22 protein-coding genes, 25 tRNA genes and 2 pseudogenes are annotated in these 25,838 nt (G+C 45.2%); 47 read left to right on the forward strand and 2 right to left on the reverse strand.

The genetic code is table 11. From position 1 onward, the window contains the following. The first annotated feature begins 453 nt into the window (after positions 1 to 453). From BLT02_RS14890 to BLT02_RS14970, 15 genes and pseudogenes are all read left to right on the forward strand, one after another. Positions 454 to 1,731 (forward strand): RNA polymerase sigma factor region1.1 domain-containing protein, encoded by a 1,278-nt coding sequence (locus BLT02_RS14890; protein WP_092997295.1) that lies wholly within the window; start codon positions 454 to 456, stop codon positions 1,729 to 1,731. 83 nt (positions 1,732 to 1,814) lie between these two features. Further along, the gene (locus tag BLT02_RS14895; RefSeq protein WP_092997298.1) at positions 1,815 to 3,179 is read left to right on the forward strand and encodes an exonuclease SbcCD subunit D; all 1,365 of its coding nucleotides are present in this window, start codon (positions 1,815 to 1,817) and stop codon (positions 3,177 to 3,179) included. Between the two features lie 28 nt (positions 3,180 to 3,207). Beyond that, on the forward strand, positions 3,208 to 6,462 hold the full coding sequence (locus tag BLT02_RS14900; protein WP_092997302.1) for an AAA family ATPase: 3,255 nt from the start codon (positions 3,208 to 3,210) through the stop codon (positions 6,460 to 6,462). A 177-nt stretch (positions 6,463 to 6,639) separates the two neighbouring features. Continuing rightward, positions 6,640 to 6,834 (forward strand): hypothetical protein, encoded by a 195-nt coding sequence (locus BLT02_RS14905; RefSeq protein WP_092997305.1) that lies wholly within the window; start codon positions 6,640 to 6,642, stop codon positions 6,832 to 6,834. Between the two features lie 476 nt (positions 6,835 to 7,310). Next, complete coding sequence (locus BLT02_RS14915) at positions 7,311 to 7,613, forward strand: DUF6994 family protein (RefSeq protein ID WP_139187675.1); 303 nt, start codon at positions 7,311 to 7,313, stop codon at positions 7,611 to 7,613. A gap of 16 nt (positions 7,614 to 7,629) precedes the next feature. Next, complete coding sequence (locus tag BLT02_RS17350) at positions 7,630 to 8,784, forward strand: DUF429 domain-containing protein (RefSeq protein WP_207649422.1); 1,155 nt, start codon at positions 7,630 to 7,632, stop codon at positions 8,782 to 8,784. A gap of 59 nt (positions 8,785 to 8,843) precedes the next feature. Next, positions 8,844 to 9,377 (forward strand): cysteine hydrolase family protein, encoded by a 534-nt coding sequence (locus tag BLT02_RS14925; protein WP_092997314.1) that lies wholly within the window; start codon positions 8,844 to 8,846, stop codon positions 9,375 to 9,377. An 88-nt stretch (positions 9,378 to 9,465) separates the two neighbouring features. Then, complete coding sequence (locus BLT02_RS14930) at positions 9,466 to 9,714, forward strand: hypothetical protein (RefSeq protein WP_092997317.1); 249 nt, start codon at positions 9,466 to 9,468, stop codon at positions 9,712 to 9,714. A 119-nt stretch (positions 9,715 to 9,833) separates the two neighbouring features. Further along, positions 9,834 to 10,301 (forward strand): annotated as a pseudogene (locus tag BLT02_RS14935) (integrase core domain-containing protein); the annotation flags it as partial. 384 nt (positions 10,302 to 10,685) lie between these two features. Continuing rightward, positions 10,686 to 10,916, forward strand: coding sequence for a hypothetical protein (locus tag BLT02_RS14945; protein ID WP_092997326.1), 231 nt, complete (start codon positions 10,686 to 10,688; stop codon positions 10,914 to 10,916). 169 nt (positions 10,917 to 11,085) lie between these two features. Beyond that, positions 11,086 to 11,691: a GNAT family N-acetyltransferase gene (locus BLT02_RS14950; protein ID WP_175453879.1), complete on the forward strand. Its 606-nt coding sequence runs from the start codon at positions 11,086 to 11,088 to the stop codon at positions 11,689 to 11,691. A 19-nt stretch (positions 11,692 to 11,710) separates the two neighbouring features. Further along, positions 11,711 to 11,929 carry a hypothetical protein gene (locus BLT02_RS14955; protein WP_175453880.1) on the forward strand — a complete coding sequence of 73 codons (219 nt, stop codon included), beginning with the start codon at positions 11,711 to 11,713 and terminating at the stop codon, positions 11,927 to 11,929. Next, positions 11,929 to 12,624, forward strand: coding sequence for an aspartate/glutamate racemase family protein (locus BLT02_RS14960; protein WP_092997336.1), 696 nt, complete (start codon positions 11,929 to 11,931; stop codon positions 12,622 to 12,624). The genes BLT02_RS14955 and BLT02_RS14960 overlap by 1 nt, the downstream gene beginning before the upstream one ends. Positions 12,625 to 12,647: 23 nt before the next feature. Beyond that, on the forward strand, positions 12,648 to 12,971 hold the full coding sequence (locus BLT02_RS14965; protein ID WP_242869843.1) for an AAA family ATPase: 324 nt from the start codon (positions 12,648 to 12,650) through the stop codon (positions 12,969 to 12,971). A gap of 193 nt (positions 12,972 to 13,164) precedes the next feature. Further along, a complete protein-coding gene (locus tag BLT02_RS14970) occupies positions 13,165 to 14,370 on the forward strand; it encodes an STAS domain-containing protein (protein WP_092997339.1) in 1,206 nt (401 codons plus the stop codon). Between the two features lie 378 nt (positions 14,371 to 14,748). On the opposite strand, the gene BLT02_RS16945 is transcribed toward BLT02_RS14970, so the two are convergent. Further along, entirely contained in the window at positions 14,749 to 15,060 is a 312-nt protein-coding gene (locus BLT02_RS16945) for a hypothetical protein (RefSeq protein WP_139187676.1), read from the reverse strand. A 433-nt stretch (positions 15,061 to 15,493) separates the two neighbouring features. On the opposite strand from BLT02_RS16945, the gene BLT02_RS14980 reads away from it, so the two are divergent. From BLT02_RS14980 to BLT02_RS15065, 27 genes are all read left to right on the forward strand, one after another. Then, positions 15,494 to 15,582, forward strand: a tRNA-Tyr gene (locus tag BLT02_RS14980). A gap of 147 nt (positions 15,583 to 15,729) precedes the next feature. Further along, positions 15,730 to 15,816: transfer RNA gene (locus BLT02_RS17355), tRNA-Leu, on the forward strand. Between the two features lie 5 nt (positions 15,817 to 15,821). Continuing rightward, a tRNA-Leu gene (locus BLT02_RS14985) sits at positions 15,822 to 15,894 on the forward strand. Positions 15,895 to 15,898: 4 nt separating this feature from the next. Continuing rightward, positions 15,899 to 15,985, forward strand: a tRNA-Ser gene (locus BLT02_RS14990). A gap of 47 nt (positions 15,986 to 16,032) precedes the next feature. Further along, positions 16,033 to 16,121 (forward strand) — tRNA-Ser (locus tag BLT02_RS14995). 11 nt (positions 16,122 to 16,132) lie between these two features. After that, positions 16,133 to 16,216, forward strand: a tRNA-Ser gene (locus BLT02_RS17360). A gap of 805 nt (positions 16,217 to 17,021) precedes the next feature. Continuing rightward, the gene (locus BLT02_RS15005) at positions 17,022 to 17,270 is read left to right on the forward strand and encodes a helix-turn-helix domain-containing protein (RefSeq protein WP_092997357.1); all 249 of its coding nucleotides are present in this window, start codon (positions 17,022 to 17,024) and stop codon (positions 17,268 to 17,270) included. 111 nt (positions 17,271 to 17,381) lie between these two features. Beyond that, positions 17,382 to 17,453, forward strand: a tRNA-Asp gene (locus tag BLT02_RS15010). 5 nt (positions 17,454 to 17,458) lie between these two features. Further along, positions 17,459 to 17,527, forward strand: a tRNA-Pro gene (locus tag BLT02_RS17365). 221 nt (positions 17,528 to 17,748) lie between these two features. Then, positions 17,749 to 17,821: transfer RNA gene (locus tag BLT02_RS15015), tRNA-Asn, on the forward strand. A gap of 18 nt (positions 17,822 to 17,839) precedes the next feature. Continuing rightward, a tRNA-Ile gene (locus BLT02_RS15020) sits at positions 17,840 to 17,910 on the forward strand. A gap of 4 nt (positions 17,911 to 17,914) precedes the next feature. Then, positions 17,915 to 18,002 (forward strand) — tRNA-Thr (locus tag BLT02_RS17370). Between the two features lie 17 nt (positions 18,003 to 18,019). Beyond that, positions 18,020 to 18,091 (forward strand) — tRNA-Arg (locus BLT02_RS17375). Between the two features lie 192 nt (positions 18,092 to 18,283). Further along, positions 18,284 to 18,354, forward strand: a tRNA-Ile gene (locus BLT02_RS15025). A 101-nt stretch (positions 18,355 to 18,455) separates the two neighbouring features. Next, positions 18,456 to 18,528 (forward strand) — tRNA-Gly (locus BLT02_RS15030). A 17-nt stretch (positions 18,529 to 18,545) separates the two neighbouring features. Next, positions 18,546 to 18,618: transfer RNA gene (locus BLT02_RS15035), tRNA-Glu, on the forward strand. 4 nt (positions 18,619 to 18,622) lie between these two features. Further along, positions 18,623 to 18,694: transfer RNA gene (locus tag BLT02_RS15040), tRNA-Gly, on the forward strand. 2 nt (positions 18,695 to 18,696) lie between these two features. Further along, positions 18,697 to 18,768, forward strand: a tRNA-OTHER gene (locus tag BLT02_RS17380). Between the two features lie 54 nt (positions 18,769 to 18,822). Then, positions 18,823 to 18,895, forward strand: a tRNA-Ala gene (locus tag BLT02_RS15045). Positions 18,896 to 18,964: 69 nt separating this feature from the next. After that, positions 18,965 to 19,102, forward strand: coding sequence for a hypothetical protein (locus tag BLT02_RS17385; protein WP_175453881.1), 138 nt, complete (start codon positions 18,965 to 18,967; stop codon positions 19,100 to 19,102). Positions 19,103 to 19,442: 340 nt separating this feature from the next. Continuing rightward, positions 19,443 to 19,515 (forward strand) — tRNA-OTHER (locus BLT02_RS17390). Between the two features lie 10 nt (positions 19,516 to 19,525). Then, positions 19,526 to 19,599, forward strand: a tRNA-Glu gene (locus BLT02_RS15050). A 4-nt stretch (positions 19,600 to 19,603) separates the two neighbouring features. Then, positions 19,604 to 19,675, forward strand: a tRNA-Lys gene (locus BLT02_RS15055). Positions 19,676 to 19,948: 273 nt separating this feature from the next. Continuing rightward, positions 19,949 to 20,068 (forward strand) — tRNA-OTHER (locus BLT02_RS17395). A 102-nt stretch (positions 20,069 to 20,170) separates the two neighbouring features. Continuing rightward, a tRNA-Phe gene (locus BLT02_RS17400) sits at positions 20,171 to 20,243 on the forward strand. A 177-nt stretch (positions 20,244 to 20,420) separates the two neighbouring features. Continuing rightward, a tRNA-Arg gene (locus BLT02_RS15060) sits at positions 20,421 to 20,491 on the forward strand. Between the two features lie 3 nt (positions 20,492 to 20,494). Further along, positions 20,495 to 20,566, forward strand: a tRNA-Lys gene (locus BLT02_RS15065). Between the two features lie 615 nt (positions 20,567 to 21,181). On the opposite strand, the gene BLT02_RS18005 is transcribed toward BLT02_RS15065, so the two are convergent. Continuing rightward, entirely contained in the window at positions 21,182 to 22,018 is an 837-nt protein-coding gene (locus BLT02_RS18005) for a hypothetical protein (protein WP_092997348.1), read from the reverse strand. Positions 22,019 to 22,847: 829 nt separating this feature from the next. Here BLT02_RS18005 and BLT02_RS17405 point away from each other — a divergent pair. The 5 genes and pseudogenes from BLT02_RS17405 to BLT02_RS18010 form a co-directional block, all read left to right on the forward strand. After that, entirely contained in the window at positions 22,848 to 23,024 is a 177-nt protein-coding gene (locus tag BLT02_RS17405) for a hypothetical protein (protein WP_175453882.1), read from the forward strand. Further along, positions 23,008 to 23,304 carry a replication initiator protein A gene (locus BLT02_RS15075; protein ID WP_242869844.1) on the forward strand — a complete coding sequence of 99 codons (297 nt, stop codon included), beginning with the start codon at positions 23,008 to 23,010 and terminating at the stop codon, positions 23,302 to 23,304. Before BLT02_RS17405 ends, BLT02_RS15075 begins: the two co-directional genes overlap by 17 nt. A 31-nt stretch (positions 23,305 to 23,335) precedes the next feature. Beyond that, the gene (locus BLT02_RS15080) at positions 23,336 to 24,697 is read left to right on the forward strand and encodes a DNA topoisomerase (protein ID WP_242869845.1); all 1,362 of its coding nucleotides are present in this window, start codon (positions 23,336 to 23,338) and stop codon (positions 24,695 to 24,697) included. A gap of 284 nt (positions 24,698 to 24,981) precedes the next feature. Further along, positions 24,982 to 25,503, forward strand: a complete 522-nt coding sequence (locus BLT02_RS15085; protein WP_092997354.1) for a hypothetical protein — start codon at positions 24,982 to 24,984, stop codon at positions 25,501 to 25,503. Positions 25,504 to 25,646: 143 nt separating this feature from the next. After that, positions 25,647 to 25,838 (forward strand): annotated as a pseudogene (locus tag BLT02_RS18010) (acetyltransferase); the annotation flags it as partial.

Genomic DNA, 25,838 nt, shown 5'->3' on the forward strand with positions numbered 1-25,838 from the left:
ATCGGTGACGGGGGATCTCAATCCATTCCTGTCCGCCACCCGAATGGCGGATGCTGCGCATACAGTGATCATGGAACCGGAGCATGCCTTCTTTGCACGTAGGACAAAGATAGTCCCTGCCATCAGGTAAAAACACGTTGCTTTACCTGTTTATACTCTGATACAATGAACATGGTTTTTACCATGGGTTTCAGAGTACAGATCTTTGGTCGGAGGTGTGCTCTGGAACCCTCTTTCTTTTTTGTTAAAAGACAGTATACAAAGCAACTCACAGACAAGCAAGGAGAGCAGTTTTTGGCGGTATCAAATGATCAAAAACAATATAATGTTAACGATGTAGAACCTGTTTTTACAGTGTGGGCTTCAAGCCCACCGCCGTAAATAGAAAAATAGTACAATAGGTAGTATCAGCAAAATACTTATATAGCAATTAAGAGGGGATTGTCACACAATATGGAAACATCAATTTATACTCAATTGGAAATATCAGGGAAAACCGAGGAAATCATGAAAGCTATTAGTGTAATCATGAATCATCAATATAAAACCGGTAGAGCAAAGTACTATTTTGCAGATGGTACTATAACAGTTAACAATTCTCGAATGAAGTTGCAGGCAGAACTAATAAGTGAGTATTTGAAAAACACTGAAGGCCAAATACAATGCGCGATTAAAATCGAACTGGATGGCCCCTATGGTGAATTTTGTTCTTTACGAGAAATTGATTTTTTCGAAAAGTTAGCCGATGAAATACCTGCGATTACGTTTATAGGCAGTTTTATCGAGGACGGTACCTACTCAGATGAAACAGTAAAAGCTCAACTAATTAACAAGAAGCTTCATGTATCTAAATATTATGTGAATTATGAGGATATTGATAATAACTACCTAAAAATGGTTAGAAAAAAACTTCCCCATAACAAATTTATCGAATTACTAGGTCTTGATACAGGTGATTTCGGCGAAGATGAATATAATGAATTTATATCTGCAGCAAGTGTACGAGAGCACTTTCTTTTTGATCATTATTATGAGTTTTCTGATTTCTTTCCCTCAATTAATATCTCAACATCTCAATATGATGATTTATCTGATTCTTTTGCAAAAATGGGAATAGATTATTGTGTTTATAGGGAAAGTGGGGAGGAGGGCGACCTGATAAATTACACTTATGATCCAATAAAGCATTGGTACTATGAAGATGAAAATTCTGCAATTACTGATGAAATGAGAGATACTCCTGGTAATATTTATACCGGAAGTATCCAGACCCGCCCGTTTTCAATGACGATTAACGGAGTCGTTATTGAAACAAATACTACTTTAGAAAAATTGAAAGATGCAGGGTTGACGGAAGACCCCCTTTGTATTGATAAATATGAAAACATATATGAATATGCTGTGAACAGACCTGTATCCATTCAGGGATTGCGATTCTATGTTATCTTTAAATTTGTTATAGAAGAAAATGAATCTCGATTTGGCGGTTTTGAATTGGTAATAGACTCAAATATTGATGGAAAACAAAAGTGGACAAAAGCATATATTTTTGCTCGCAATACATTTGGCGGACCAAATACAGAGCGAATAAGTGAAGTGACTTTTCAAGATGGCAATGTTCATATTCATTGGTATTACGATCCTCGTAATGGAGAAGAAAGCGATGAATTTGTTCCAATAATTAGTTACAGGAATCTATCTGAAGAAGAGGATTTATTTTATAGTGAATAATCTCAATCGCCACATAGATGACAATAATAATCAAATCAGAATTATAAGGGTTCGCGATAAGGAAAACTATTCAAGGAGGAGCGATGAAGATAATACATCTATCAGACCTGCATTTTGGGAAGTCAGTGCATGGGGTATCCATGCTCGAAAACGGGGATCAGGGGTACTGGGTAGATAGATTTCTAGAATTCGTAGAAGAGGAGCATCCTGATGTCGTCTTAATTGCAGGTGATGTCTATGACCGGTCTGCGCCGTCAGGAGAAGCTGTTACGCTTCTGAGCAGGTTTCTTACAGGCTTATCGCAGAGGAAAATACCGGTGATGATGGTGGCTGGGAATCATGATTCTGTACAGCGTCTGTCTTTTTTGAAATCGCTGCTTGCCAGACAGGGGGTTTATATTTCCGGGTCACTCACAAGTGAAAAAGAGATTACTCATGTCACGCTGCAAGACGAGTACGGTGACGTTGTTTTCTGGTTGATGCCATACGTTTTTCCGGCGTTAGTTGCAGAAGCGCTTCGGAAAGATGATGCCGATTCCGGAAAGGAAGCAACTGAAGTAAAAATAAATGAAATATCCAATAGAAGAAAAACAAACGAGGATGAAGAGGCTGTGCAGCATTTTTCAGACAAAAACGATGTTAGTTCTTCTTTGAATTATTTCAGAAACACTGAAGAAGCTGTACGCACTCTTTTAGAGCAGCAACCTATTGACTTTTCGAAGCGAAACGTTCTTGTAGCCCACCAGAACGTGACCGCCTATGGGGTTGAGATGATTCCCGGTGGATCTGAATCTATGGTAGGTGGAGCAGGCCAGATCGATTATAAAGTATTTGACGGCTTTGATTATGTTGCTCTTGGGCATATCCATGCAGCTTATCCGGTCGGAAGAAAGGAAGTCCGATATGCGGGATCTCCTCTATGTTACCACTTTAATGAAACAAAACAGAAGGCGAAAGGGCCGGTAATTGTTGAGATAACGGAAAAAGGAAGTCCGATCCGGATTGAAACGAAGATCATCCCTCCGTTGCATCCCATGCGGGAGATCAAGGGAACCTATGCAGATTTAATGGAATGGGAACTAAATGAACAGAGAACTGGAGAATATGTTCGCGTTGTGATAACGGATTGTAGAATCAGCCCAGAGATATCTGCTTTTTTCAGAAGCATTTGTGAAAAAAGAGGCAGCATCCTGATGGATATCAGTTCCGAATACAGTTCTGATCACGGAGAGCCAGGTGTTCTTACTTCGACTGCAGTGGAAGAAAAGACAGTGGAGGAACTTTTCGAGGATTTTTATGCGGAAAGATTTTCCGGAGAACAGCCTGATGAAAAAGATCTGTCAATCCTCCAGCTGGCTGCAGACCAGTTACGTTTTGCTGGTATCCATTTGAACCCGACTGCACAGCATATTGACAGTTTTTTGAAAGAACTGATTAGTCATATATAAAAAAGGCAGATTTCTCGGAGGAAGACTAATGAGACCAATCAATCTTGAGATGACAGCATTCGGTTCGTACGCAGAAAAAACCACTGTACCCTTTCGTTCTCTGAAGCATGGGCTGTATTTGGTAACGGGAGATACCGGTGCAGGAAAGTCCACGATATTTGATGCGATCATTTTTGCCCTGTATGGTGTGGCAAGCAGAAGCGAAAAAAAGCCGGAAATGCTTCATTCGGATTTTGTATCAAAAGCAGTAGACACGATTGTAGAGCTACGTTTTGAACAAGGTGGAAAAGAGTATACCGTTCAAAGGACTATACATTATCGAAAAAAACAAAAAGCAAAAGACGAATACAGTAATCCAATTGTTAAAGCGGTCCTATGGGAGCCTGACAGGGAACCGATAGAAGTAGCAAGTAAAGTATCGTCCCGCTGTGAGGAAATCTTAGGTTTGAACGAGGAACAGTTCAGAAAGATTGTTATGCTTGCCCAAGGAGAATTCCGGGCATTTTTAAAAGCGGACAGTGATAAAAAGGGTGAGATCCTTGGGAAACTGTTCGATAACTCTATCTATATCTGGTATCGAGACCTTCTCGGTGGAGCTCGCGACACGCTGGCATCAAATCGCAAAACGTTTAAGGACAAGGAGCGTAATGCGATGGAGAGCCTATTTGAGATTCCGGGAAAAATGCAAGCAGAGGAACAAGTGTTATATACCCCTTTTCATCCCGATTTACTGGAAAACTTGGCTTCGCTAATAGGAAAGGAAGACGATGACCTGAAGTCCCTTCGGGAGAAAAAGAAGGAAATTGATGACCGCATCATAAAGCTTAGTGAAGAAAAAGGAGCCGCAGAAGGAATCAACAGTCAGCTGAAAGAATTGGAAGAGCGTATCGAGCACGAAAAAGAACTTGCTCGGAAAAAACAGCAGATATCTGACCAAAAAGAAACGGCAGATAGGGTGGAAAAGGCGTTCCACAAAGCACTTCCCGCAATCAACAACTTTAATAACGCGGAGCGGGAACTTCAAAGATGTAAAGATAATATCGAAAGTCTGAAAAAAGATAGAGACACCTACGAAAAGGCGGTGAAAAGAGCAAACACTCTGGTTGATGCGGACAAGGAAGCCGATAATGAATTGAAGGGTATTGTCTTACAGATTTCAAGAATAAGCGACCAGATTCCCCGATATAGGGAACTAGATGATAAAAAAGAGCAAAAGGAAAAAGCAGAAGCGGAGGCAGGGGACGCTAAGAAGTCCCGTGAAGAAAAGGTGGAAAGCCTCACACAGAAGAAGGGAGAGATTTCTGCTCTAGAGGACAAGATTAATGAGACAGATAAAATTGATGTGGAGGCTGAATCGCTTAAGCGCAGGTTGAACGACATACATGATTTGCAGGAAACCCTTTTAGGAAAACAGAGGATTAAAGATACTGTAGGAGATATTCGTCGTCTTGAAGATGAACTGAAAAATGAAAAAACGGAACTTTTAAGGCTCACCGAAAAAGCGAGTGACGCAAGCGAGAAGAGTCAAGATATCTATAAGCGATTTCTATCTGGTCAGGCAGGGATTCTCGCGGAGGATCTGCAGCTTAAACTGAACGAAACTGGGACGGCCATTTGTCCGGTGTGCGGTTCAGTACTCTCCTCGAATCATATTCATCAGCTTGCATCACTTTCAGAGAATACGCCTAAGCAAGAGGACTTTGAAAGCGCCAAAGAGAATGCGGAACGTACGGAGAAAAAACGCAGTTACCAGGATAGCAAGGTTACCGGTTTGTCTGAAAGGGTCAGGGAAAGAAAAGACGGACTGATCAAATCAGTGAGCGACTGGCTTTCTTCACTTCAGACACTTGTATTAGAGCCGGATTTAGTTTCTGATACTATCTGGGTGGAACCGTTTCCAGAGGATACAGAAGAGGCGTGGAGTAGGATCAACACAGATTCTCTGCTTGAGGAAGCCGGGCATTATCTCGAGTCGATTGAGAAAAAAACCGACATCCTGTTTAGAGCCGCAGAAGAGACGAAAAAAAAGCGAGAATATAATATTCGGATTCTTCCAAAGTGGAAAAATGAGGTGGAAATAATCGAACGAGAGATTAAAGCTTATGAAAAGAAGGAACAAGAGCAACTACAGGCAGCGGAAAAATTTAGAGTTCTGGAGGAAGAAATCAAAAAGCAAATTGATTTTGACACAGAGGAACTTGCTAAAAGAGAATTAAAGAAGCTTCAACGGAGTGAGATATTCCTTCAAAAGCAGATTGAAGACCATCAGAAAAATCTGGAAACAGCTAAGCAGAATTTTGATCAATGTAATGGTCAACTGGATAGCGAGAGGGGGCGTCTGCCCGCCTTGGAGCAGAGCAAAAGCACTGCTGAAAACTCTTTAGAGGACTGCCTAATAGAGACTGGTTTTGAGAATTCCACACAGGTACAAGAAGTGCTGGTTCTAGCCGGCGAAGATGCGGAAACTTGGCTGAAGGAAATGAACGAAAGTTGGAATGCGTATAAGAATGACTGTGAAAACACATCAAAACGGATTCAAGAACTAAAAGAGCAAACGAAGGGAAAATCATATAAAAATCTGGAAGAACTGAAGAATGCACTGGAGGATGAAAGCAAAATCAGTCAAGATATAGATATTCAGCTAGAACAGCAGCGTAGTCTTCTTAAAAACCATAGAACAGTCCTGGAGAAATGTCAGTCCGCCAGAGACGAACTTGCTTCAACGGAAGATGCCTGGAATCGTCTGGATAAACTCGCAGATCTTGCTGTTGGGACAAGTGGAGAGGGCGGCAAACTTAGTTTTGACCGGTATGTCATGGGGGCTGTTTTCCGTGAAGTATTGGAAATGGCAAACAGACGGATGGATAGTATGAGTGGCGGGAAATATGAGCTTATTCATAAAGTGGGGGCTGACCGCCAAAACTCCAAAGCAGGATTGGAAATTGAAATCCTTGACAACAGCACCGGACAGTCACGTGCGTCAGATTCTCTTTCTGGTGGAGAAGCTTTCTTTACATCTCTTGCGCTTGCGCTGGGACTTTCCGATGTCGTTCAGAACCACGCAGGTGGCAAACAGATGGACGCACTTTTTATCGACGAGGGTTTTGGGTCACTGAGTGAAGATGTCCTCGAAAAGGCACTTGAGGTTTTAGGGCAGTTGGCTGAAGGCAACAGACTGGTGGGAATCATCTCCCATGTAGACAGACTTGACGAAAGCATTTCTCAGAAGATTCGAGTCAAAAATGGGAGAAATGGAAGCCATATTTCTTTGGAACTTTCTTAAAAAGCCGAACTTACAAAAGGCTGTACTAGACTGATTCCCTACTGCTAAAGTGGTTGAACATGAAGATACAGCGATGATACAGAATGGACGATCAAAGTCGGGGTATATAGCGATGGAGTTGATGTCTGGCTTAGAAGCCAGGACGATGTTATTGAAATAATAGATGGAGGGAAGTAGATGTTTAATGAAACAATAACCATCGACGTAGATAAACTCAGAAAGGATATGCGAGAGGATTGCCTGGGTGCGTTCTTTGGAGGCAAATTCGGAGGGGCATTGATTGAAGCAGGTAATATTGATCGAGCATCGGATGAAGAACTAGTAGAGATGGCTCAACGAAAGGGAATTAATCTTCGAAATTATCGGGTGTAGGGTATAGTCTGATCTGTGATATAAAACATCCATAGATTATACCATCGGCAGAATGACATTAACCGAAGCCAGGCTTATCACATTCTTACAGGTAATAAATGTACAAAAGGAAAAACTGCGAGGATTACTAAGAAGATGATAGATTCCCTGCTTGAGCAGCTGTCTCCGATGTATTCATCCATAACACCATCAGGGAAGAAAATGAGGAGCCTTGATTGGGAAGACGCAGACAACTTATATACATGTATGCTCGACAATATAGGAAACGAATATGAAAAATGCGCACGTCTTCTTATGCGCAGTACGTTTATAAACAAGTGCGACCAAAGTAATGTTGTAGAATCCGTACCCTTTAAAAAGGATCATATGATTATTCTGTTGACCCCAGGGTATACAATCTTTTCCCAAAGCATCCAGGGAGTATTAACCAGGCAAAGGGAACTAATGCACGGATCTCTGACCGGTGGGATCTGACTATGGAGTGCATCCGCAGACATTATGCCGGTGAAGAGAGCCCTCTCTCGAAAGCAATGGACTCAGACAGAAAATTCTTTGAATTGTTTCTGGACTTCAGGGGGTACGTGGATTATTTCTTCCTGCAGGATTGTGTGACGGAAGACTACAGTGAGGTCCGGTATTGGATTGGTGATGGAGATTTTACTAAAAAAGCCCTTCCGCAGTCCGTTGATGAATATTTGCTTTGGCTGGAAAGGCAAAGGGATTTCTTGAATCGTAGAAACGCCAGGATTAAAGAATATGTATTGGCGAAGGGAATCTAATTGGATGGGGTGCTATATGCAAACAGTAAAAACCGTCGACAACTGCATCGTCGTTTTCAACAAAGATAAAACAAAAGTCCTATTTTGCAAACATAAAAAAGATCCATTTAAAGGCACTCTGAATTTTGTCGGTGGGAAGGTGGAATCCGGCGAAAGCCCGGAAGATGCCGCCTATCGTGAACTTCAGGAAGAGACTGGCATCAGCAGGCGAAAGATCCGTCTATACAGACTGATGGATATGCGCTACTACCATCAGGATCTTCTGCTCCAGATTTTTGTCGGACAGCTTTATGAAGACATTACTATGGTAGAAGAAGCCAATCCCCTTCTCTGGTTATCTCTGAATGATGAAGACTTCACTGATAGAGACAGATTTGCCTGTGCGCAGAACATTACCCATATTATCGATATCGCTAGAATGTATCCTCTTCCCGATTGCACTATGACTCAGGATGGACTCTACATTGGAGTCGATGGCTGCAAAGGGGGATGGATCGCAACCATTCTGGAGCATGCCGATTTTCGTGTTGAGAAATATGACTCTATTGAGGCGTTGGTCAACAGATATCCGAAGTTTGACGCCTTCCTGATTGACATGGCCATAGGGCTTTGCGAACATCCTGATCAGCATCGACCGGATAAAGAAGCGAAAGCTGAACTCAAGTCCAAGGCTTCATCAGTCTTCCCTGTTCCCTGCAGACAGGCTGTTTACGAAACCACTGAAGAAAAACAGAAAGAAGCCAACAAGCGTGTGCTTGGAAAAAGCCTTGCGAAGCAGTCCCTTGCAATCATTCCGAAGATTCGCGAAGTGGATGAATTCCTACGTTCTCACCCGGGATACAAAAATGTTATACTGGAAAGTCATCCGGAAATGGCCTTTTCAAGATTTAGTGGTCAGGTCCTGTTGAGCAGGAAGAAAGAATTCCTCGGCTTCAGTGAACGCAGTTACATTTTGTCAGAGTATCTGGGTGACGGCAATGATTTGCTTAAGAAACTCTCGAGTAAGGCAAAAGAACTTGGCTGTAGCCCGGATGACGTAGTGGACGCCACCTGCATGGCTGTTACTGCTGCAATGAAGGCACATGATATGTGCGAAACAGTACCTGCAGAACCGGAAAAGGACAGCACTGGTCTGCTTATGCAAATGATAGTTCCTAAAATGATGAGATAGCTTATGTGGTTCCAGATGTACCTGTTAAGATACCTGACATCAGAAATGAGGTATACCTTATGAGAAAAATACTGATCGTCATCGACATGCAGAACGATTTCATCGATGCGGCGCTTGGGACAAAGGAAGCACTGTCCATCGTGGATGTTGTGAAGAAGAAGATCCTCTCCTACCCCACAGATAATATCATAGCCACCATGGACACGCACTTCGAGAATTACATGGAGACCCAGGAAGGGAAATACCTTCCCGTGCCGCACTGTATCAAGGAATCTGACGGATGGAAGATCCGCCCGGAGATCGCAGACCTTCTGGCCGGCGCAAAGATTTATGAGAAACCGACTTTTGGAAGCACGGCCCTGGCTGCTGATCTGAAGGCATTGTCTGAGAAGGAAGAGATCGAGCTGGAGCTCATTGGACTCTGCACGGATATATGCGTAGTCTCTAATGCACTTCTTCTCAAAGCCTTTATGCCTGAAGTAAAGATCTCTGTGGATGCCGCCTGCTGTGCCGGCGTGACACCGGAGAAGCATCTCGCAGCCCTTGAGACCATGCGGTCCTGCCAGATTCAAATCAACAATGACCTGGGGTGAGAAAGCTATCTGTTATCGTCTGTTATCTTCTGCCTGTTCATTCAGTACCATCAAGTCAGGATCATAAATCCCGACAGAGAGGAATTACATGTCCGCTGAAATCATTAAATTTGGAGAAAAACCATCCGATTCTTCCAAGCAGAAAAAAAAACCTGCGGATTATAAAAAAGACCTGCAGGAAGTAATTGACATCGTCAGATCTGCAAAGAATAAGCTTGGAAAAATAACACTTCATATGGAGGCGGAGTTTCCTGATACAGGTGCACTTGGTGAGGCACTGGAAGCACTGGATGATGCCATTGACGTCATGGAAAACACCCTCGATGATATCGAGTGAAAGCGGTCGGTACAGATATGGCTAAATGGCATACGAGGTGCGTTGCTTTGTATAGCAACATTTGCTGTAGCAGCGGATGTATGCAATGGATTTAATAGTGATTATACCGATATCGGGATAATTCAGACAATGGATCTCTAATGAGGGGGGCGACGATGCTGGAAACGTTATACGCTTTGGGCATCACGCCGTCCAACAGCAGGCCGCGTGTAAGTAATGACAATCCTTATTCGGAATCCCTGTTCAAGACACTGAAATACCGTCCCAACTATCAGCCGAAAGGCTTCGAAAACATAGAAGAAGCCAGAGGGTGGGTAGCCGCCTTTGTCAAGTGGTACCGATACGAGCATCACCACAGCGGGATCAGGTTCCTGACTCCTGCAGAGCGCCACAATGGAAGAAGCCGGGAGATCCTGGACAAACGCCATGAGGTGTATGAAACAGCAAAAGCAGCACATCCCGAACGCTGGAACTCAAGGCCTACCAGGAACTGGGAAAATATTGAAGAGGTCCACCTGAACCCCGATAGAAAGTACGAAGAGACTCCCGTCCCTGCCAATGATCTTCTGGAAGCGGCGGCATCATAGTATTTCATTCTTGCGCAGGTACTGCGTACCGGGGACAGGCAGGGGTGTCAATGGTCGCTCTGCGACGGCGGAGCCGCCTGCCATTGACAGCGCGGCCTGGCCACGGTACCATCCCAGCGCAATAATGAAATACACCCTCAGGAAGCTGAATACAGCCCGGGATACAAAAGTATTCAAAATAAAGGGGCGCGGAGAAAACAGACACCTGTTTCGAAAGATCTGGCCGCGTCCTGCTTCAGCAAAGCACCCGCCCATAACCCGGCTAAAACATTGCCTACAACCTCCTGGCAGATATTGCCAATTATATCCCCTACATTATGGATCAGGGCGCGTATGCTTCGGCATACTCCATATGCAGGCTCAAAACACGGAAGGAGCACGCATATGTTTAATGACACTGAACTTACAACAAGGGATCTATACATGTACCGGAGAGGGGAAATGCGGGAATACATAAGAAATCATGGCATCCTCGACTCCGAGATTCACCACATGCTATATCAGTGGGTAGTTACCGGCCACAGCGTACATGACAATCCGTGGGGAATCAGAGACCACAAAAGAGGTCTTCCTTGTGATTATCTTGAAGCAATGGAAACGATTAACGGCAAATAACTATAATCGGTTTTTACTGACAACTACCTTGACAAATAGCGCTCATGAAAAACCCGTGAAGTTACTCGTTTAAATCTCTCACCGATCAGCTTTCCACCCATCAATCTCCATGCCCTTTCAGAAAGGCCAACAGTATTACAAATCGAAGACAGGGAGAAGTAAAGAGACAATGGTATTTACAGAAGACATATTTGCAGAAGACGATGTAATATATCTGAATAGATTTTCTGAAGAGGATGATGGTCTTTACTTCCGAATCATGCAGGAAGACCCCTTTTGCCCTTCTCCACCTATGGACAGGCCAGATATTCTTAAGTTATGGCGGGACGATTTCCTTTCAGAAAGGCGTTTTTACTGCATGGTTACTCGAAAGATAGATGGAAAACCAATGGGGTATTGCGGGATAAATGATATTAATAAAAACGACTGGGAAATCGCTGTAATGCTTCTTAATGATTATCAAGGGAAAGGCTATGGCCGTAGAATGACAATGCTGTTGATGGAACGTCTGGCAGATTTAACTGGCAGAAAAGAATACTTTGCGCTTGTTGAGCCCAAAAATATAAACAGCCACCTGTTCTTCAGGTGTTTTGGCTTTGCTCCTGCTGGTGTTTTTAAGCTTGTTGAGGGAATGCCTGACAGCTTTTATAAACAAGTTGAAGATGAGAACATAAGCAGTTTGGATGACTGGACTTTCCAACTGGCAAAACAGTTTTGTGTAGAGCCAAGAATTCTGCTCTCACACGTAACACGTTATAAAAAGACCTTATTTTGAGGGAAAAAGACCATAAGAGTTGATGGGCTCATTTTTCGGTGTGTTCATCGGAAACACAATAGCAAACTATCGCGATTGCCGATCTTTCCCTGAAATCTATGAGATGCGTTCCGCACCATGGTACTGCTATGGTGCCCTGACAAGCTTTATCCTGTTCATGGCTGTAGTCGTGGTCTGTGTCCTGATCAAGATAATTATTCGTGTATTCGTAAGGAAAAAAGGTGAGGAGAAAATGTAATGAAAACGATAGGACTGATCGGCGGAATGAGCTGGGAAAGTACGATCCCGTATTATTCGATCATAAATGAATATGTGAAAAACAGACTCGGAGGACTTCACAGCGCCAGGATAGTACTTTACAGCGTGGAGTTTGACGAGATAGAAAAATGCCAGTCATCCGGCGACTGGGAAAGAAGTGCAGAAGTACTCGGCGATGCTGCAAGGAAGCTCGAACAGTCGGGGGCTGATGTAATACTGATCTGCACGAACACCATGCATAAAGTTTACCCTGAAGTACAGAAAATGGTATCTGTGCCGCTTATCCACATTGCAGATGCTACTGCGGATGTCCTTAAAAAAGACGGCATTCAAAAAGTGGCTTTGCTCGGGACGAAATATACCATGAAGGAGGACTTCTATAAATCAAGGCTCTATGACAGAGGATTTGAAGTAATAATTCCGGATGATAAAGATATTGAGTTGGTCAATCATGTGATCTTTGACGAGCTGTGCTGCGGTATAATCAACGAAGACTCGAGAGCAGAGTTTTCAAGAATTATCGCCGAAATGAAGGAGAAAAGTGCTGAAGCGGTGATCCTCGGCTGTACCGAGATAGGGAATCTTATCAAACAAAAGGATTCCGTTCTCCCTGTATTCGATACCACAGTGATCCACGCAGAGAGTGCAGCCATCTTTGCATTAGGAACAGAATGACCTGTTGATCAGCAGAATAACCCATGATGGGAAATAGGAATGTAAAACAAATATCTGGTTTTGCTGATGAAATGGACCGTGTCCTGATTCCGGTTCTTTCAGAGAGAGTGATCTCCTTCATTAACGGAAAGCAGCATCATGGCCAGTTTGTCTTTTCAACGCATAACGTGCTGCATCTGGATCTGAAGACTTACATGAAGGAACAGATCTACTTTGTCACTAAGGTACGGGACAGCCTTAATTCCGAGCTGTACTCGCTGAGCGATTTTCCTGAAGTCCGCTATGAAAATACAAAAATCTATGAGTTTTATATGAAAAGAATTCTGGGAGGGACGGCAATTGAGTAGACCACAGCGAGGCCTCCGAAAAAGGTTCTAACTTTATCCGACTAAGTTAAGAAGTTTGAGCGTCTGGGCTTTTCCTGTGAGTCGATCCGATACGATGACTACATGATCAAACCGATGACTATCTTTTGGGGATCCGGAAGGATCGACGATTGAACTACACAAGTGAGAATAATATATCCGGAGGTAAGATATAATGGAAATGAAGGAATTACAGCAGGTTGTTAATCCAATCTACACAACGGCAAAGGGAACAGTACTTATGCTGGCAGGGGCAAGAGACAAGGATGCCATTGCGTTGCTTCCATACCTTGATATTAGAGAAATTCAAAGAGGAAATGATGCTGTGCCTGCAGAGATACAGAAATGCTACATGATCGGACAGAAGGCGCGGTATGAACTGCATAATAAGGCATCACTCGAAAGTGGTAAACCAAATATTGTTGATCTGCCTTCGGGTTATTCTCCCCGTGGCTTTAGAATTGCTGCTGCAGGTAAAAAGTACTTTGGTTTTGACCTTCCAATTGTCATTGACGCTATGAAGCCTGCGACAGATAAAACCATGACAGAAGAACAGCGTGCTCTCGCCGAGTATCACGCTGTTGATGCTACAAATTATCAATCCATGAAAGCTGCTCTGGGGGATGCAAAAGGAGAGCTGTGCATAGTTACAGAAGGTCTTCTTGGGTACTTGTCCGAACCGGAGCTTATCAGTCTCTGCCAGGCAGTCCACCACCTTTTATCTGAATATGGGGGTTGCTGGATCACAGCTGATTGTTCCATTCTCCAAATATACACACTGACGTTTGCAACTGTTCTCAAAGGAGACGCAGCGGCATTTTTATCACAAATGAAGGGTTTAGCCAGCAATATGGCTGATGTGGATTTCTACAAAAACAGTATGTTCCTGAATGGAACAGATGGGGCAATACGGTTCTTAAATGAACAGGGATTCAACGTTAAAACAGAAAGTGTTGATCGTTATATTCCAGATATCCCTGGAGTTGACACGGACATGATGAGGGAGCTTCGTGAAGCATATAGAGTTATGGAAGTTTTCACGATGACCGTAGAGAAGAAAACGAAGAAGGCAATTGATAAAGACCTGCCATTTGCCGTTGAATCAAGCTGTGTTAATGGGGTGTTTACAGCGTTTGTTCAGGGCCGAATGGATACAATTACTGCTCCGGAACTGTTGAACAAGTTCCAGGAGGCAGGCGACGGAATCAAGGAAATAAGGATTGATGTAAGTCGGATGGCTTATGTGTCATCTGCTGGCCTTCGTGTCCTTCTTATGATGTATAAGTCGCTGGAGGATAAAAGCCGGTTCAAGATGACAGGTGTCAGTGAAGAGGTTCGGGAGATTATGGAGATCACCGGGTTCGATCAGTTCCTGCTGTAAAGATACGGTTTCAGGAAGACGAAGACAATTCATGGTGACAGCGATCAAGTTGTTGAAAAGATGGGTGAAGTCTGCGGCTATGTATTTGAGGCTCCCAGAGAAAAGTGTCTGTATCTTGCCGCTGATACGATTTACTGTACTCAGACTTGATGTGAAAAGTGAATTTGAAACTGCTGGCTCCATTGCTGCGATTATGCGTATGATAGTCCCGAATGCATTTGATCTGTTCGATTGCGAAGGAATCATCACCAGAATGGACAAACCTTGCATGCCCTAAATCGGATATTAGTTTAAAGGCCATGACTAAACAAACAAGCGGGGGTAACGAGTCCCCCGCTTACCGTATTGTTTTGTTCTCAGCAACAAGTACTACCTGGTTTATGCTAACGGGTCAAAAGGCTGTTCATTGTTTTGGCGAAGAGAATGGTATGCTCTCCAGATGCTGATGTGATCTTTTACCGCCTTATCTGTTGCCCCTTCTCCGCGGAAATTTGAAGAGATATCGAATATTTTGTATTCAGAATCCATACTATCTTCGATTTCCTCTATCATAGTACAAATATAGGTATCATCAAACTGTTTACGCTCTGTAACTGCTGTTTCCCAAAAAGTGGGGAACCACCACATAATATACCTTAAACCAGATATCTTTGTTATTGTACCTTTTGCCCTTCTTGCAGAGGCGATCATAGATCTGCCGGAGTATCTGACAGATAAGATTGGGAAAATGCGTCTTGATATTCCAGAGCATACTATCACCGGAAGCCTGGATGAAATCGGAAATGCTCTTAATGTGATATCCGAGAGTATCTGATCTGTGATATATAGGTTCCGCAGATTATACCAGCAGTAGAATGACAATAACTGAAACCAGGCTTATCATATTCTTAAAGGTAACAAATTTACGAAAGGAAAAACTGCGAGGATTACTAAGATGATGGCTATGTTTGTTTTGTTCAGCTCATACGTTCTGTATCTGTCCCTTCTGCTTTCCGGCAACAAGGTTACTTTGGCGTGTGAGAATTCTCTGGCAAAACACTGGCTTAACTGAGCTTCTTGTGAAGTCTATCTGATCATGAGCCGCCTGCCTGGAGTATTTCCACGCAGGCGGTTTTTTATTTATGGGCTGGTACGGCGAATTGGTGAAGCCAGCGGACTGTAAATCCGTCACCCTTGTGGTAAACATTGCAGGTTCAAGTCCTGCCCGGCCCACGATCTGCTCCCGTGTCCCAACTGGAAGAGGAATCCGGCTTAAACCCGGTTCAGTGAGGGTTCAAAGTCTCCGTTCCACTTCGGTCGGCGCTAAACGAACGTCCCCCGGACGTTCAGCGCCCCTCCGGGAGTACGTCATATAGCTATGTCCCTGTAGCAGAATTGGTATATGCGGCGGGCTAAGGCCCCGCGCCGGACTAAGATCCATTGTGAGTTCGAGTCTCACCAGGGACACTTATGCGGGAGTGACGGAACGGAATACGTACTTGTCTCAGTAACATGGTTTTGAGGGTTCGAATCCCTCCTCCCGTACTAAGCCGTGATGCCACAATGGCCACTGGGCTGGTCTTGAAAACCGGTGATCCGTGAAAGCGGACTGGGGGTTCGAATCCCTCTCACGGCGCTTATCAATATCGGCAGATATACAAACCCTAATCTGCCGACTTATATGCCGCAGTCCCTCAACTGGTGGAGGTGCTGTTTGGAACACAGTTGGTCGGGGGAAAACCGGCTTGCAGGTTCGAGTCCTGTCTGCGGCGCTATCATATTTGGAGACGTGTGCTAACTGGCAGGCAGCCTGTCCCGAACACAGGTGATCCGAAAGGGTTTGGGGGTTCAAATCCCCCCGTCTTCGCTTATAAGCCGCTCTGACAGAATTGGCAAATGCACCTGCCCGCTAAGCAGGGGCCGGTTGATCCGGCATCCGGGGTCGGGACCCGGGAGCGGCGCTCATCCAGGGAGCAACTGATTTTCCTGGCTTTTTTCTGAAAACCTGTAACAAAACCCTGAAATTATACTATGAGTATAATGACAAGGCTTTTAAAAGGTGTTATAGTGGGTGTCAGAAAAAATAGAACCGCAGGTTCGGAAAGGAAAGGCAATGCTGCAGATACATATATTCAATTCACGCAATACATATCGCCCGAATGATCTTCAGGGAACCATTATGCCCGCAGCTGAAAAAGCTGAATGGCTTAATAAGGTATGCCTTTTCAAGGCCGGATCAAGTGGATATCTGGATCCAGGTGTGTTTGCACATACTCTGGAATGAACAGACTGATCACAGCTCATGTTGCTGATACTTCCGCTTGTCCGAAAAGGCAGGCGGTTTTTTATTTGCGCGAAGCAATGAGCCATGCGCAGACAAGACAGATGACAGCCGATGTGAGCTCGCTCACAATCGGATGGCAGCTGGATTGGATGCATACGGCGAACGCCGCGACATCGAGCTGAAGCGTAAGCGGAAGCGAGATGGCGGCATGGCGATTAACAGGACAAAGGAGAGCCGCATTATGAAAAAGATTTTTAAAGATCACGGTTATGAGAGCCTGCTCCCCGCAGGGGAAGCGTCGCAGGACATAGGCCGGAAAATGAAAGTGAATAAGGCGGCGTAACCAGCCCTCCCTGTGCCGGTTATGCTGCCGGACAGGGGGTGCAGCGTGATAAGAGTTCCTTACATCAACACTGTTGCAACCGGTCAGAACATCAACCGTATGCGTATGGAGGCCGGTTTTACCGTAAAGGATATGCAGGCAGTGTTCGGCTTCGCTACTCCGCAGGCTATCTACAAGTGGATCCACGGCACAGCCATGCCTTCCATCGACAACCTGGTCATTCTGGCTGCTGTTTTGGGTGTAACCATGGACGAGATCATTGTCGTCGATACACCGGCCAGCAAGTGTGGATGACCTGACTGATCTGCGGAATCAGCTGGCAAAAGATCAAAAAGAAATAAGAAACTATATTGCAGGAAGGCGGACCGGCATCCGTCGGTCCACCTGCAATAAAAATCATAATAAAGTCCTATAGTATAAAGGTTAGTACGCCGGATTGTCGCTCCGAAGGTACGGGTTCGATTCCCGTTAGGATTGTCATTGAGAATGTGGTGTAATGGCAACACACTGCGCCAGGGACGCAGAGACGCGGTTCGAATCCGACATTTTCAATCTTCGAAGAGTGGATCTTCCGATAAAACGTCCGCATGACCTGCGAAGGTCAATGATATGATCCCATTCTCTTCGACTTTATGAAAATAGTGACCCTTACAGCAAATGATTTTGGCAAAATACTGTCTGGAAAACGGTTAAAGCGGTTCGAATCCGCATTATAAATTTCAGGGTCATGTTCCGTAAATAAGTATCAGATACTTTAAACATATGATTTTATGGGTTCATAGCTCAGCTGGCAGAGCGTCCGGCCGTTAACCGGAAGGCCGCAGGTTCAATCCCTGCTGTTCCCGCTCAAAAAATGTTTTCAATGGAGCTTCGTCCAATGGCAGGGCAGCTGTCTGATGCGCAGCCTATGTGGGTTCGATTCCCTCAGCTCCGATCTTGCTTCTCTGGCGCAATGGAAGCGCAGCTGTTTCGTAATCAGCAGGCTGTCGGAAATGTCAGCTTGCTGACATTTCCGACAGGGAAGCTCTCAAATTCTCAAATATGTCCCTGTAGGCTAAAGGAAAGACTGGGTGGCTACGAACCATCTGATGCGCGTTCAAGTCGCGCCGGGGATACTGTGGCTGTGGCAGAACGGCTATGCAGCGGCTTGTGGTGCCGCCTTATGCGGGTTCAAAGTCTCCGTTCCACTCCGGTCGGTGCTGAACGCGTGCCAAAGGGCACGCAGCACCCCGTCAGTCACCTTGATGATTCGAGATCAGGAGTACAAGTCCCTCTCCTATCCCTAATCCTGGAGTAACAGCTTTTAATGGAGCTTCGTCCAATGGCAGGGCAGCTGTCTTATACACAGTCGATGTGGGTTCGATTCCCGCAGCTCCGATCATGCTTCTCTGGCGTAACGGTAGCGCAGCTGATTTGTAATCAGCCGGTTGTTGGTTCTATGTCAGCTTGCTGACATTTCCGACTGGGAAGCTCTTATATGCAGGTATCGCGTAATTGGCTAACGCACTGCTTTGCCTGAGCGGAGTTACGGGTTCGACCCCCGTTACCTGCTTTGAAAAACATCAATATAGAGCTGTAGCTCAGCAGGGGGAGCAGCTGTTCCTCGCACAGAAGGTCATGGGTTCGATCCCCATCAGCTCTATTTAGTCCGTGTGGTGTAATGGACAACACGTCTGCTTCCCAGGCAGATGATTCGGGTTCAATTCCCGGTACGGACTCTGCGGGTTACGTTGGAAAGGTTTCACGATGGCCTCATACGCCATGTATAAGGGTTCGAGTCCCTTACCCGCTATTTAAGGTTTGTGCTTTGCCTGGGCATCCTGGCAGGCCATACCTAAAACTATATGGGGTTGTAGCTCAGCCGGGAGAGCAGCTGCTTTGCAAGCAGAAGGTTGCGGGTTCGATTCCTGTCAGCTCCATTCCAGAGAATAATTCTTACACAGGGTTTTATTTATCAACAGCAAGCATGAGCAAAGGAGAACGGTAAAATGATGTACGCAATGGTCTGCAAACAGTTCAGGAAGGAAGAAGAACGGTTCTGGTTCTGCCAGAAACGTGTGTTTGAAATGCCTGAGTCAGTAAAGCAGATCATACCTGCAACAGAGGGAATCCGTATGGATGAATAACACCATCCGGATATCCATATCTGTAAACTGGTACCGCTTTCCTGACCGGGGAAGCGGTATTTTTTATGGTTGTATTTATAGGTCTGTGGTGCAAACGGACAGCACTGTAGTCTCCAAAACCTCTGATTTACACACTGTTACAATTTCTTGCATTGCGTTATTTGCAATGCTTAGAAATTGTTAGTGTTTCATACACCGGACAGACCTGCTATAGCCCTTTGATGTAATGGAAACATATTCGATTCTGACTCTGAAATTACAGGTTCAAAGTCTCCGTTCCACTTCGGTCGGCGCTGAACGAAGGTTCCCCGGATCTTCAGCGCCCTGTGAGGGCTGCTACGGGCCACTAGTATAACGGTATTATGGACATCTTCTTCGTCTGAAAGATCAGGGTTCGAATCCCTGGTGGCCCATTAAAAATATGGCTCCGTCGTCTAAGCAGGTTAGGACACAGCCCTTTCAAGGCTGAAAAGCGGGTTCGAACCCCGTCGGAGCTACTAAGGGTCATTAGTATAACGGCAGAACATCGGGCTCTTAACCCGTAAGGTCGGGGTTCAAATCCCCGATGGCCCATTTATTTTCATATGGCTCCGTCGTCTAAACAGAGAAGGACACAGGTCTCGCCTGCCGGCTCGGTCGTTGCTGAACGCGTGCCAAAGGGCACGCAGCAACCTTTCAAGGCTGAAAAGCGGGTTCGAACCCCGTCGGAGCTGTTTACCTCGCCCCATCTACTAATTGGTCAGGTAGTCACATTCTCAGTGTGAAATACGGGTTCAAATCCTGTTGGGGTGATTCGATGGCCGTTTTGGTGATTCGATGGTCGTTTGGTCGTCAGTAATATAATATCCGGTGGTAGCTCAATTGGAAGAGCTCTTAATAAAACAAATCCTGCTCGGGGTTTTAACAGCAACGTTTAAAATTGCTATCCAAAAGCAGAGGTTATTGGTTCGAATCCAATCCACCGGGCTGTGGGACACATACAGCAATTTCAGCCAATGGCAGCATGACTTATAACCATGTGTTTTTTCGTGTCCTGAATCTTAACCGTCGGAATGATCCGGCAAATAAGGACAGTAAGCTGACTCGGTAGCAGCGGCGGACTGAAAATCCGCAGGAGTTCGTTCGACCCGAACACTGTCCATCTATGTGCGCAGGGTCTGGTGGTCGGGGTGGTCTGCAAAACCATCCGGGATGGTTCAAATCCATCTGTGCACTTGCGGTCTGTGTGTAAAATATCAGCTTCTGCGTCAACGACACTGCTGTCTCATCACTCAGGACTTTGCTCCATCGGAATCGATACGATTCCGATGGCCGACATGTCTCTTTAGATAATGGATAGGACAGGGGACTTCTAATCCTCTGATGTGGGTTCAAATCCCGCAAGAGACATCCGGGTATGTAGCAAAACGGCTATGCACCGGGCTTTTAACCCGTGATACGCAGGTTCGACTCCTGTCATACCCATTTATCCCGGTAGATTATCAGGAAAGCAAGATACATAACCTTTATGTTTGTAAGAAGTCTACTTAGGCGACTATATCTAACAAATCAGTCTTTTGGGCCATTTGAAGTTATTTGAAAAACTTTCGTGTGAGATATACATCCAATTTTTACACAGACCATTAAAGAAATACCGCTTTCCAAGTTTTCTTTATCACTGACCTTTTTTTCTCAAGTTGCTGCTAATCGAATTACAAATAAGACAGTTCAATCCACTTTCAACACATCTTCTCAATGTATCTGAAAAAATCGAGAAAATCTTCGTAACATCACAAAAATCCTTCCATACCTGGAATATTGCTCCAATTTCATATAATTGTACTAAAAGGTATTGTTATTTTGTCGAAATGGATTTAGGTACTCCTCGAGATGCGGGCTGGCAGCCCACCGCAAGAACGTTTTTTGGGTATAATACGAAATTTACGAAAAAATGTAATAAAATTAGCAACCTGAATTTGTTCAAGTTGCTAATAAAACCAGCTTTTATTGTTTAACTTAATGGCATTGATCTTTGTCTATTTATGCAAAAAGAGCAGTTCCAGAATTCATCGCAATCGGAATATCCGATCAAACAAATAATTACAGCTTGGAAAGATACTTTGGCTGATCATCAGCAGGAATGCCCAGGGCATCCATTGCCTGGTGTACTGTCAGTTTCAAGTTCTTCATAATGTTCTTGATACTCTCAAGTCTATTTTGCTCTATGCCCTTCTGATAGGACTCTTCTCTCATTTCTTCCATGGCCTTACACATTATTTCTACTCCCTTCGGATCTTCCTTATAATACCTTGACGCGTCTGCCAGCATCTTATTTCTCATGTCGTCTGGGTCACTGCAACAAAAGTCATGCATCAACTCGCCTAAAGGATCATCACCCCTGTAGGCCCCGTTTACATAGAGGATGTGCTCACGATCGTTGAACATCTGCCCATGGGTCACAATTACCCTCTCAACAGGATAGATGCCATCCCCAAATCCGTATATGTCATGCTCAGTTACAAAAATGGTAAAAGTTTCCGGCAATTCCTCAAACATCTGACCGGCATCAAGTGCCTCGACATCCATTACTGATGAATGATATCTTGCCCTCTCGGGTCTTGCACCGGAGTCTGCTTTCTGGACTTCAAGATCATATTGATTACCTTCAGTATCTACTCCATGGTAATCCAGGCAGATGGATCTTGCACCCAGGAGCTTCTTAAAGTCCTTCTGGGTCTCTCCTTTTGAAAGACTCAGATCTTTGATGCCTGTTATAATGCTCAGCGTCATTTCTGCAAGAGGAATATTATCCTGGTATATACACCTCATGAAGGTATCATCAATTGGACGAAATCCACGAAGGCGCTGAAGATCGGCCTCATGATCCCGCTGTTTCTGAAGTTCTTGTTGTTTCTTCTGTAATTCCTGTTCTGTCATATGCCTTTTGCCTCCACTGGTTCTATTATATATTCTTTAGAGGTTAATACAAGCCGGGAAAGAGTTTGCGTATCTGAATTTTTTATATAGAAAGCCCTGACTACCGTATTTTAAGCAATAGATTAATTGCCTCCCGGTTCTTCAAACAGTTCCGACTGTAGAAGCAAAAATTCAAAAGAATTCAGTAGCTTAGATGATACTGTTGACAGTGTTTTCCCGGTTTTTCACAACAACGAGCAGCTCGTTCAGTTCTTCTGCATATAGTCCTTTTCCATTTCAGCATATTTAACCCCTACGTGGGTGTTCAAGATTACACAGATGTTGGCACTACGTAGTCTTACCACCCCGATTCCGTCAAACAGGATCATGGTCTCGTCGCTGACTTCCCCCCTTCAGGGGCTTTTTTTGTTTTTTAAAACAGTTGCAGTTTCCTTAGCCTTTTATTTTCTGGGGTTAGTAGAGGAAAAACCTTTTTCTCTGTCTTCCTACTGATCCTTGACAACTTAACAGCCTGTTTCCCGGGATGATACCGGCGATGAGCATGCATCGAAGCGTGCCTTCGTCGAAGAAACGCCGCGCAGGACGCGGGGCAGGAACGGCCCAGGGAGGGCAGGTGCACAAAAATTGTAAATGTATCTGTTTGGCTGAAAAGACGGGACCGGCATAAAAAGCCTGTGTCGGCTCAGCCATAAGCTTGACAGCAGATACCATGCGGGAAAAAAGCCTTGTGAAAAGAGGACTGTTTTCCCCGCATTCATGTGTTGTAAAGCCGCTGAGAGAACTAATTGTATTCGCTGGTTGTCCACAGGCGAGGGAAAGGAGGAGAAGCATGGAACTGTTTGTTATGGGCATTTTGACGGGGCTTTTGGCATGTGTGCTGGCAATGCTTGTAAGGTGCGCGTACTGGTATGAGATCACCCACCCGGAGGATGATTACTGGCACCGCAGGAAAGCAGCCCCGGGGCCGGATGAAAAGCCCGGTGGGGAAGATGACGAAGAAAAATGACCGCAGGGACTCATCCCCTTTGGTGTTTCCTTTCCATTACGGGCAGGAGGCGGAGTCCTATTCGTTTTACAGGATTCCGAAGATCCTCTTTAAGGCGAAGGCCTTTGACCGCCTTTCCACGGATGCAAAGCTCCTTTACGGGATCCTCCTTGACAGGATGCAGCTCTCCATCCGGAACGGATGGGTAGACGCTGAAGGGAAGGTCTACATCTATTTCCGGAGGCAGAAAGTGATGGAGGAGCTGGACTGCTGTCAGAAAAAGGCCGCCCAAGCTTTATGACCTGACAACACTGCAGCGTGACGCGAACCGCCTGTTTGGACTGACTGCGGGAACCACGCTCCGCTGTGCCCAGGCACTGTATGAAAGCAAGCTGATCACATATCCCAGGACAGACAGCAGGTACCTGACAGATGATATGGGGCAGACTGCATCAGATGTGCTGAAGGCCTGTTTCCAGACATTCCCTTTTCTCTCTCAGGCAGAAACAGCTTCACCCCCCACAGAGATATCCGCTTCTGCGATACCCTCTGTTCAGGGAGCAGAGTCCCCGAATATCGGCAGGCTTCTGGACAGTCGGAAGGTCTCTGATCATCACGCGATCATTCCGACCATAATGATTGAAAAGACAGATCTCTCCACTCTTGATAAAGACCAGAAAAAGATCCTCACGCTGATCGCTTCCAGGCTGGTCTGCGCCACAGGACAGAATCACATATACGAAACAGTGAAGGCTACCCTGCTGTGCTGCGGTTATCCCTTTGCTGCCATAGGGCGCATTGTCAAGGAAGAGGGGTGGAAGGCGGCAGAAACCGCCATGCTTACCCAGTGCCGTGCCTTTTCAGATGAGGGGAAAGAGGAAAAAGAGAGTGCTTCCTCCGGACAGGATCTTTCCACACTTTATCAGGGTGCCCAGTTCCCTTCCGCTAATACAAAAGTAACAGAGCACTGGACCCAGCCTTTGAACCAGTACACGGAAGACACACTCTTACACGCTATGGAAAAGGCCGGAGCGTCTGACATGGAAGCAGATGTGGAGCGGAAAGGGCTTGGTACACCTGCGACAAGAGCAGGGATCATCGATAAACTGGTCTCATCAAAATATGTATCCAGGAATAAACGCCAGCTGATTGCCACTGAAGCAGGCAGGCAGCTGATTGAGATCCTCCCGGCTTATCTCACATCTCCGAAAATGACAGCGGACTGGGAAAACCAGCTCCTCATGATGGAGCGCGGGGAACAGGACCGGCAGTCCTTCATGGGAGGGATCACGCAGCTGATCTCACAAATGCTGCAGGAATGCAGACAGATCAGCGATGATGATAAACAGCGTTTTTCTGCAAGCGGTGAAACCATTCAGGGCAACCACACCCGTGGAGGTGTTGGGAAATGTCCTGTCTGCGGTTCTCCTGTTTATGAAGGAGATAAGACTTTTTACTGCTCTAATCGGGACTGCAGCTTTGTCCTCTGGAAGCATAACCATTATCTTGACAGGCTGCGGACAGCCCTGAACAGCACAATGGTGCAGGACCTTCTGGAAAAAGGCAGGACAACTGTCAAAAACCTTTATTCAGTAAAAAAGGACAGCTATTTTACTGCTGACCTGCTTATGGAATGGAAAGACAACAAAGCAGCCTACAGCCTGGAATTCCCTAAGGCTCTGTTAAGCAATTAACTGTACATGATGCGATGGATTTCTACTTGAGTGCAAGGAAGAAAACGTAGCTGTACCGGGGTACAGCGAGGCTTTCTGACACAGCAATCAAGTAGAAAGACAAGCAGAGTGTACAGATTAATGCTTAACAGCGCCTAGGCATTAAAGCCGATTGCCTTTCTATTTTCTCCCCCCTTTCAACAGCCTCTTACATTCCGGTTCTACAAGCACCTGTCTGTAAGGGGCTGTTTTATAAAGTTGTAAGGTGATGAAAGTTAAACCTGTTATGAATATGGAGGACACCAATGAAATTTGACCCCATTCCCAGAAAAAATATTTTCGGTGAAGGCTGTTTTATTAAATCCCCGGAAAATCTTCTCTATTTCACAGAGGAGTTTGACCTTGCCGGTGTCAACTGGGGCGCACCCGCGGGAATCAGTGCACCATATTTTCTGCGTCTTCTGCAGGTCGGAAAGAATGCCAGAGCCCGAACGAATGAACTCGAAGCGGATCCCATCTTTAATCCCAATCCCCATTCGATGGATGAATTCTGGTACTCTCTTTTTGATCACGGCAACATGTGGCGGCAGAGATCGGGGAGCATCGTCTGTACCGGCCAGCCATATGGGAACTGGAAAATGATCACAGACAGTTTTCGGAACATGAAAGAGAAATTTGGATATCCGGATTCCATTAAGATGTGCCCTCTGGGCGATCGATACCGCTTTCGCCCGAACGGCGACTTTATGCTACTGTTTTACTGCGACAGGGCAAAGGGACTGTATCTTCCGGAAAGCTTTACACATCTTTACTCTGGCATTTTCTGAATGACCAGCATGAACAACAGCTTTCTTGCCGGGTACCTGCAGCTCTCCATGTTGATAGTGAAGCAGTGAAGACAGAAATCATTACGGCGATGGTGCCTGAATATGATATGATTTTACTATCTGAACCAAGCGATGCTGAATCGATGTTTGTGGAGGTGAGCATCATGAAAAACGGGAAGAGACCTGACCCGAATGTGATCCATCCGATTGCCGGATACGATAAAGAAATATATGTAAAACCGACGATTTCAAATCCCAACATTATCGTCGGAGATTTTACATACATTGCTGATTCTGAGTTTGAAAGCCATGTTACACACCACTATGAATGGAAC

Source organism: Sarcina sp. DSM 11001 (genome assembly GCF_900101015.1).
Classification (GTDB): Bacteria; Bacillota; Clostridia; order Lachnospirales; family Lachnospiraceae; genus CAG-791.

Coding starts and splice junctions, on each gene's coding strand:
- BLT02_RS14890 (WP_092997295.1), top strand. CDS start 454: ATGGAAACATCAATTTATACTCAATTGGAAATATCAGGGAAAACCGAG.
- BLT02_RS14895 (WP_092997298.1), top strand. CDS start 1,815: ATGAAGATAATACATCTATCAGACCTGCATTTTGGGAAGTCAGTGCAT.
- BLT02_RS14900 (WP_092997302.1), top strand. CDS start 3,208: ATGAGACCAATCAATCTTGAGATGACAGCATTCGGTTCGTACGCAGAA.
- BLT02_RS14905 (WP_092997305.1), top strand. CDS start 6,640: ATGTTTAATGAAACAATAACCATCGACGTAGATAAACTCAGAAAGGAT.
- BLT02_RS14915 (WP_139187675.1), top strand. CDS start 7,311: ATGGAGTGCATCCGCAGACATTATGCCGGTGAAGAGAGCCCTCTCTCG.
- BLT02_RS17350 (WP_207649422.1), top strand. CDS start 7,630: ATGCAAACAGTAAAAACCGTCGACAACTGCATCGTCGTTTTCAACAAA.
- BLT02_RS14925 (WP_092997314.1), top strand. CDS start 8,844: ATGAGAAAAATACTGATCGTCATCGACATGCAGAACGATTTCATCGAT.
- BLT02_RS14930 (WP_092997317.1), top strand. CDS start 9,466: ATGTCCGCTGAAATCATTAAATTTGGAGAAAAACCATCCGATTCTTCC.
- BLT02_RS14945 (WP_092997326.1), top strand. CDS start 10,686: ATGTTTAATGACACTGAACTTACAACAAGGGATCTATACATGTACCGG.
- BLT02_RS14950 (WP_175453879.1), top strand. CDS start 11,086: ATGGTATTTACAGAAGACATATTTGCAGAAGACGATGTAATATATCTG.
- BLT02_RS14960 (WP_092997336.1), top strand. CDS start 11,929: ATGAAAACGATAGGACTGATCGGCGGAATGAGCTGGGAAAGTACGATC.
- BLT02_RS14965 (WP_242869843.1), top strand. CDS start 12,648: ATGATGGGAAATAGGAATGTAAAACAAATATCTGGTTTTGCTGATGAA.
- BLT02_RS14970 (WP_092997339.1), top strand. CDS start 13,165: ATGGAAATGAAGGAATTACAGCAGGTTGTTAATCCAATCTACACAACG.
- BLT02_RS16945 (WP_139187676.1), bottom strand. CDS start 15,060: ATGATCGCCTCTGCAAGAAGGGCAAAAGGTACAATAACAAAGATATCT.
- BLT02_RS17385 (WP_175453881.1), top strand. CDS start 18,965: ATGATGTACGCAATGGTCTGCAAACAGTTCAGGAAGGAAGAAGAACGG.
- BLT02_RS18005 (WP_092997348.1), bottom strand. CDS start 22,018: ATGACAGAACAGGAATTACAGAAGAAACAACAAGAACTTCAGAAACAG.
- BLT02_RS17405 (WP_175453882.1), top strand. CDS start 22,848: ATGGAACTGTTTGTTATGGGCATTTTGACGGGGCTTTTGGCATGTGTG.
- BLT02_RS15075 (WP_242869844.1), top strand. CDS start 23,008: ATGACGAAGAAAAATGACCGCAGGGACTCATCCCCTTTGGTGTTTCCT.
- BLT02_RS15085 (WP_092997354.1), top strand. CDS start 24,982: ATGAAATTTGACCCCATTCCCAGAAAAAATATTTTCGGTGAAGGCTGT.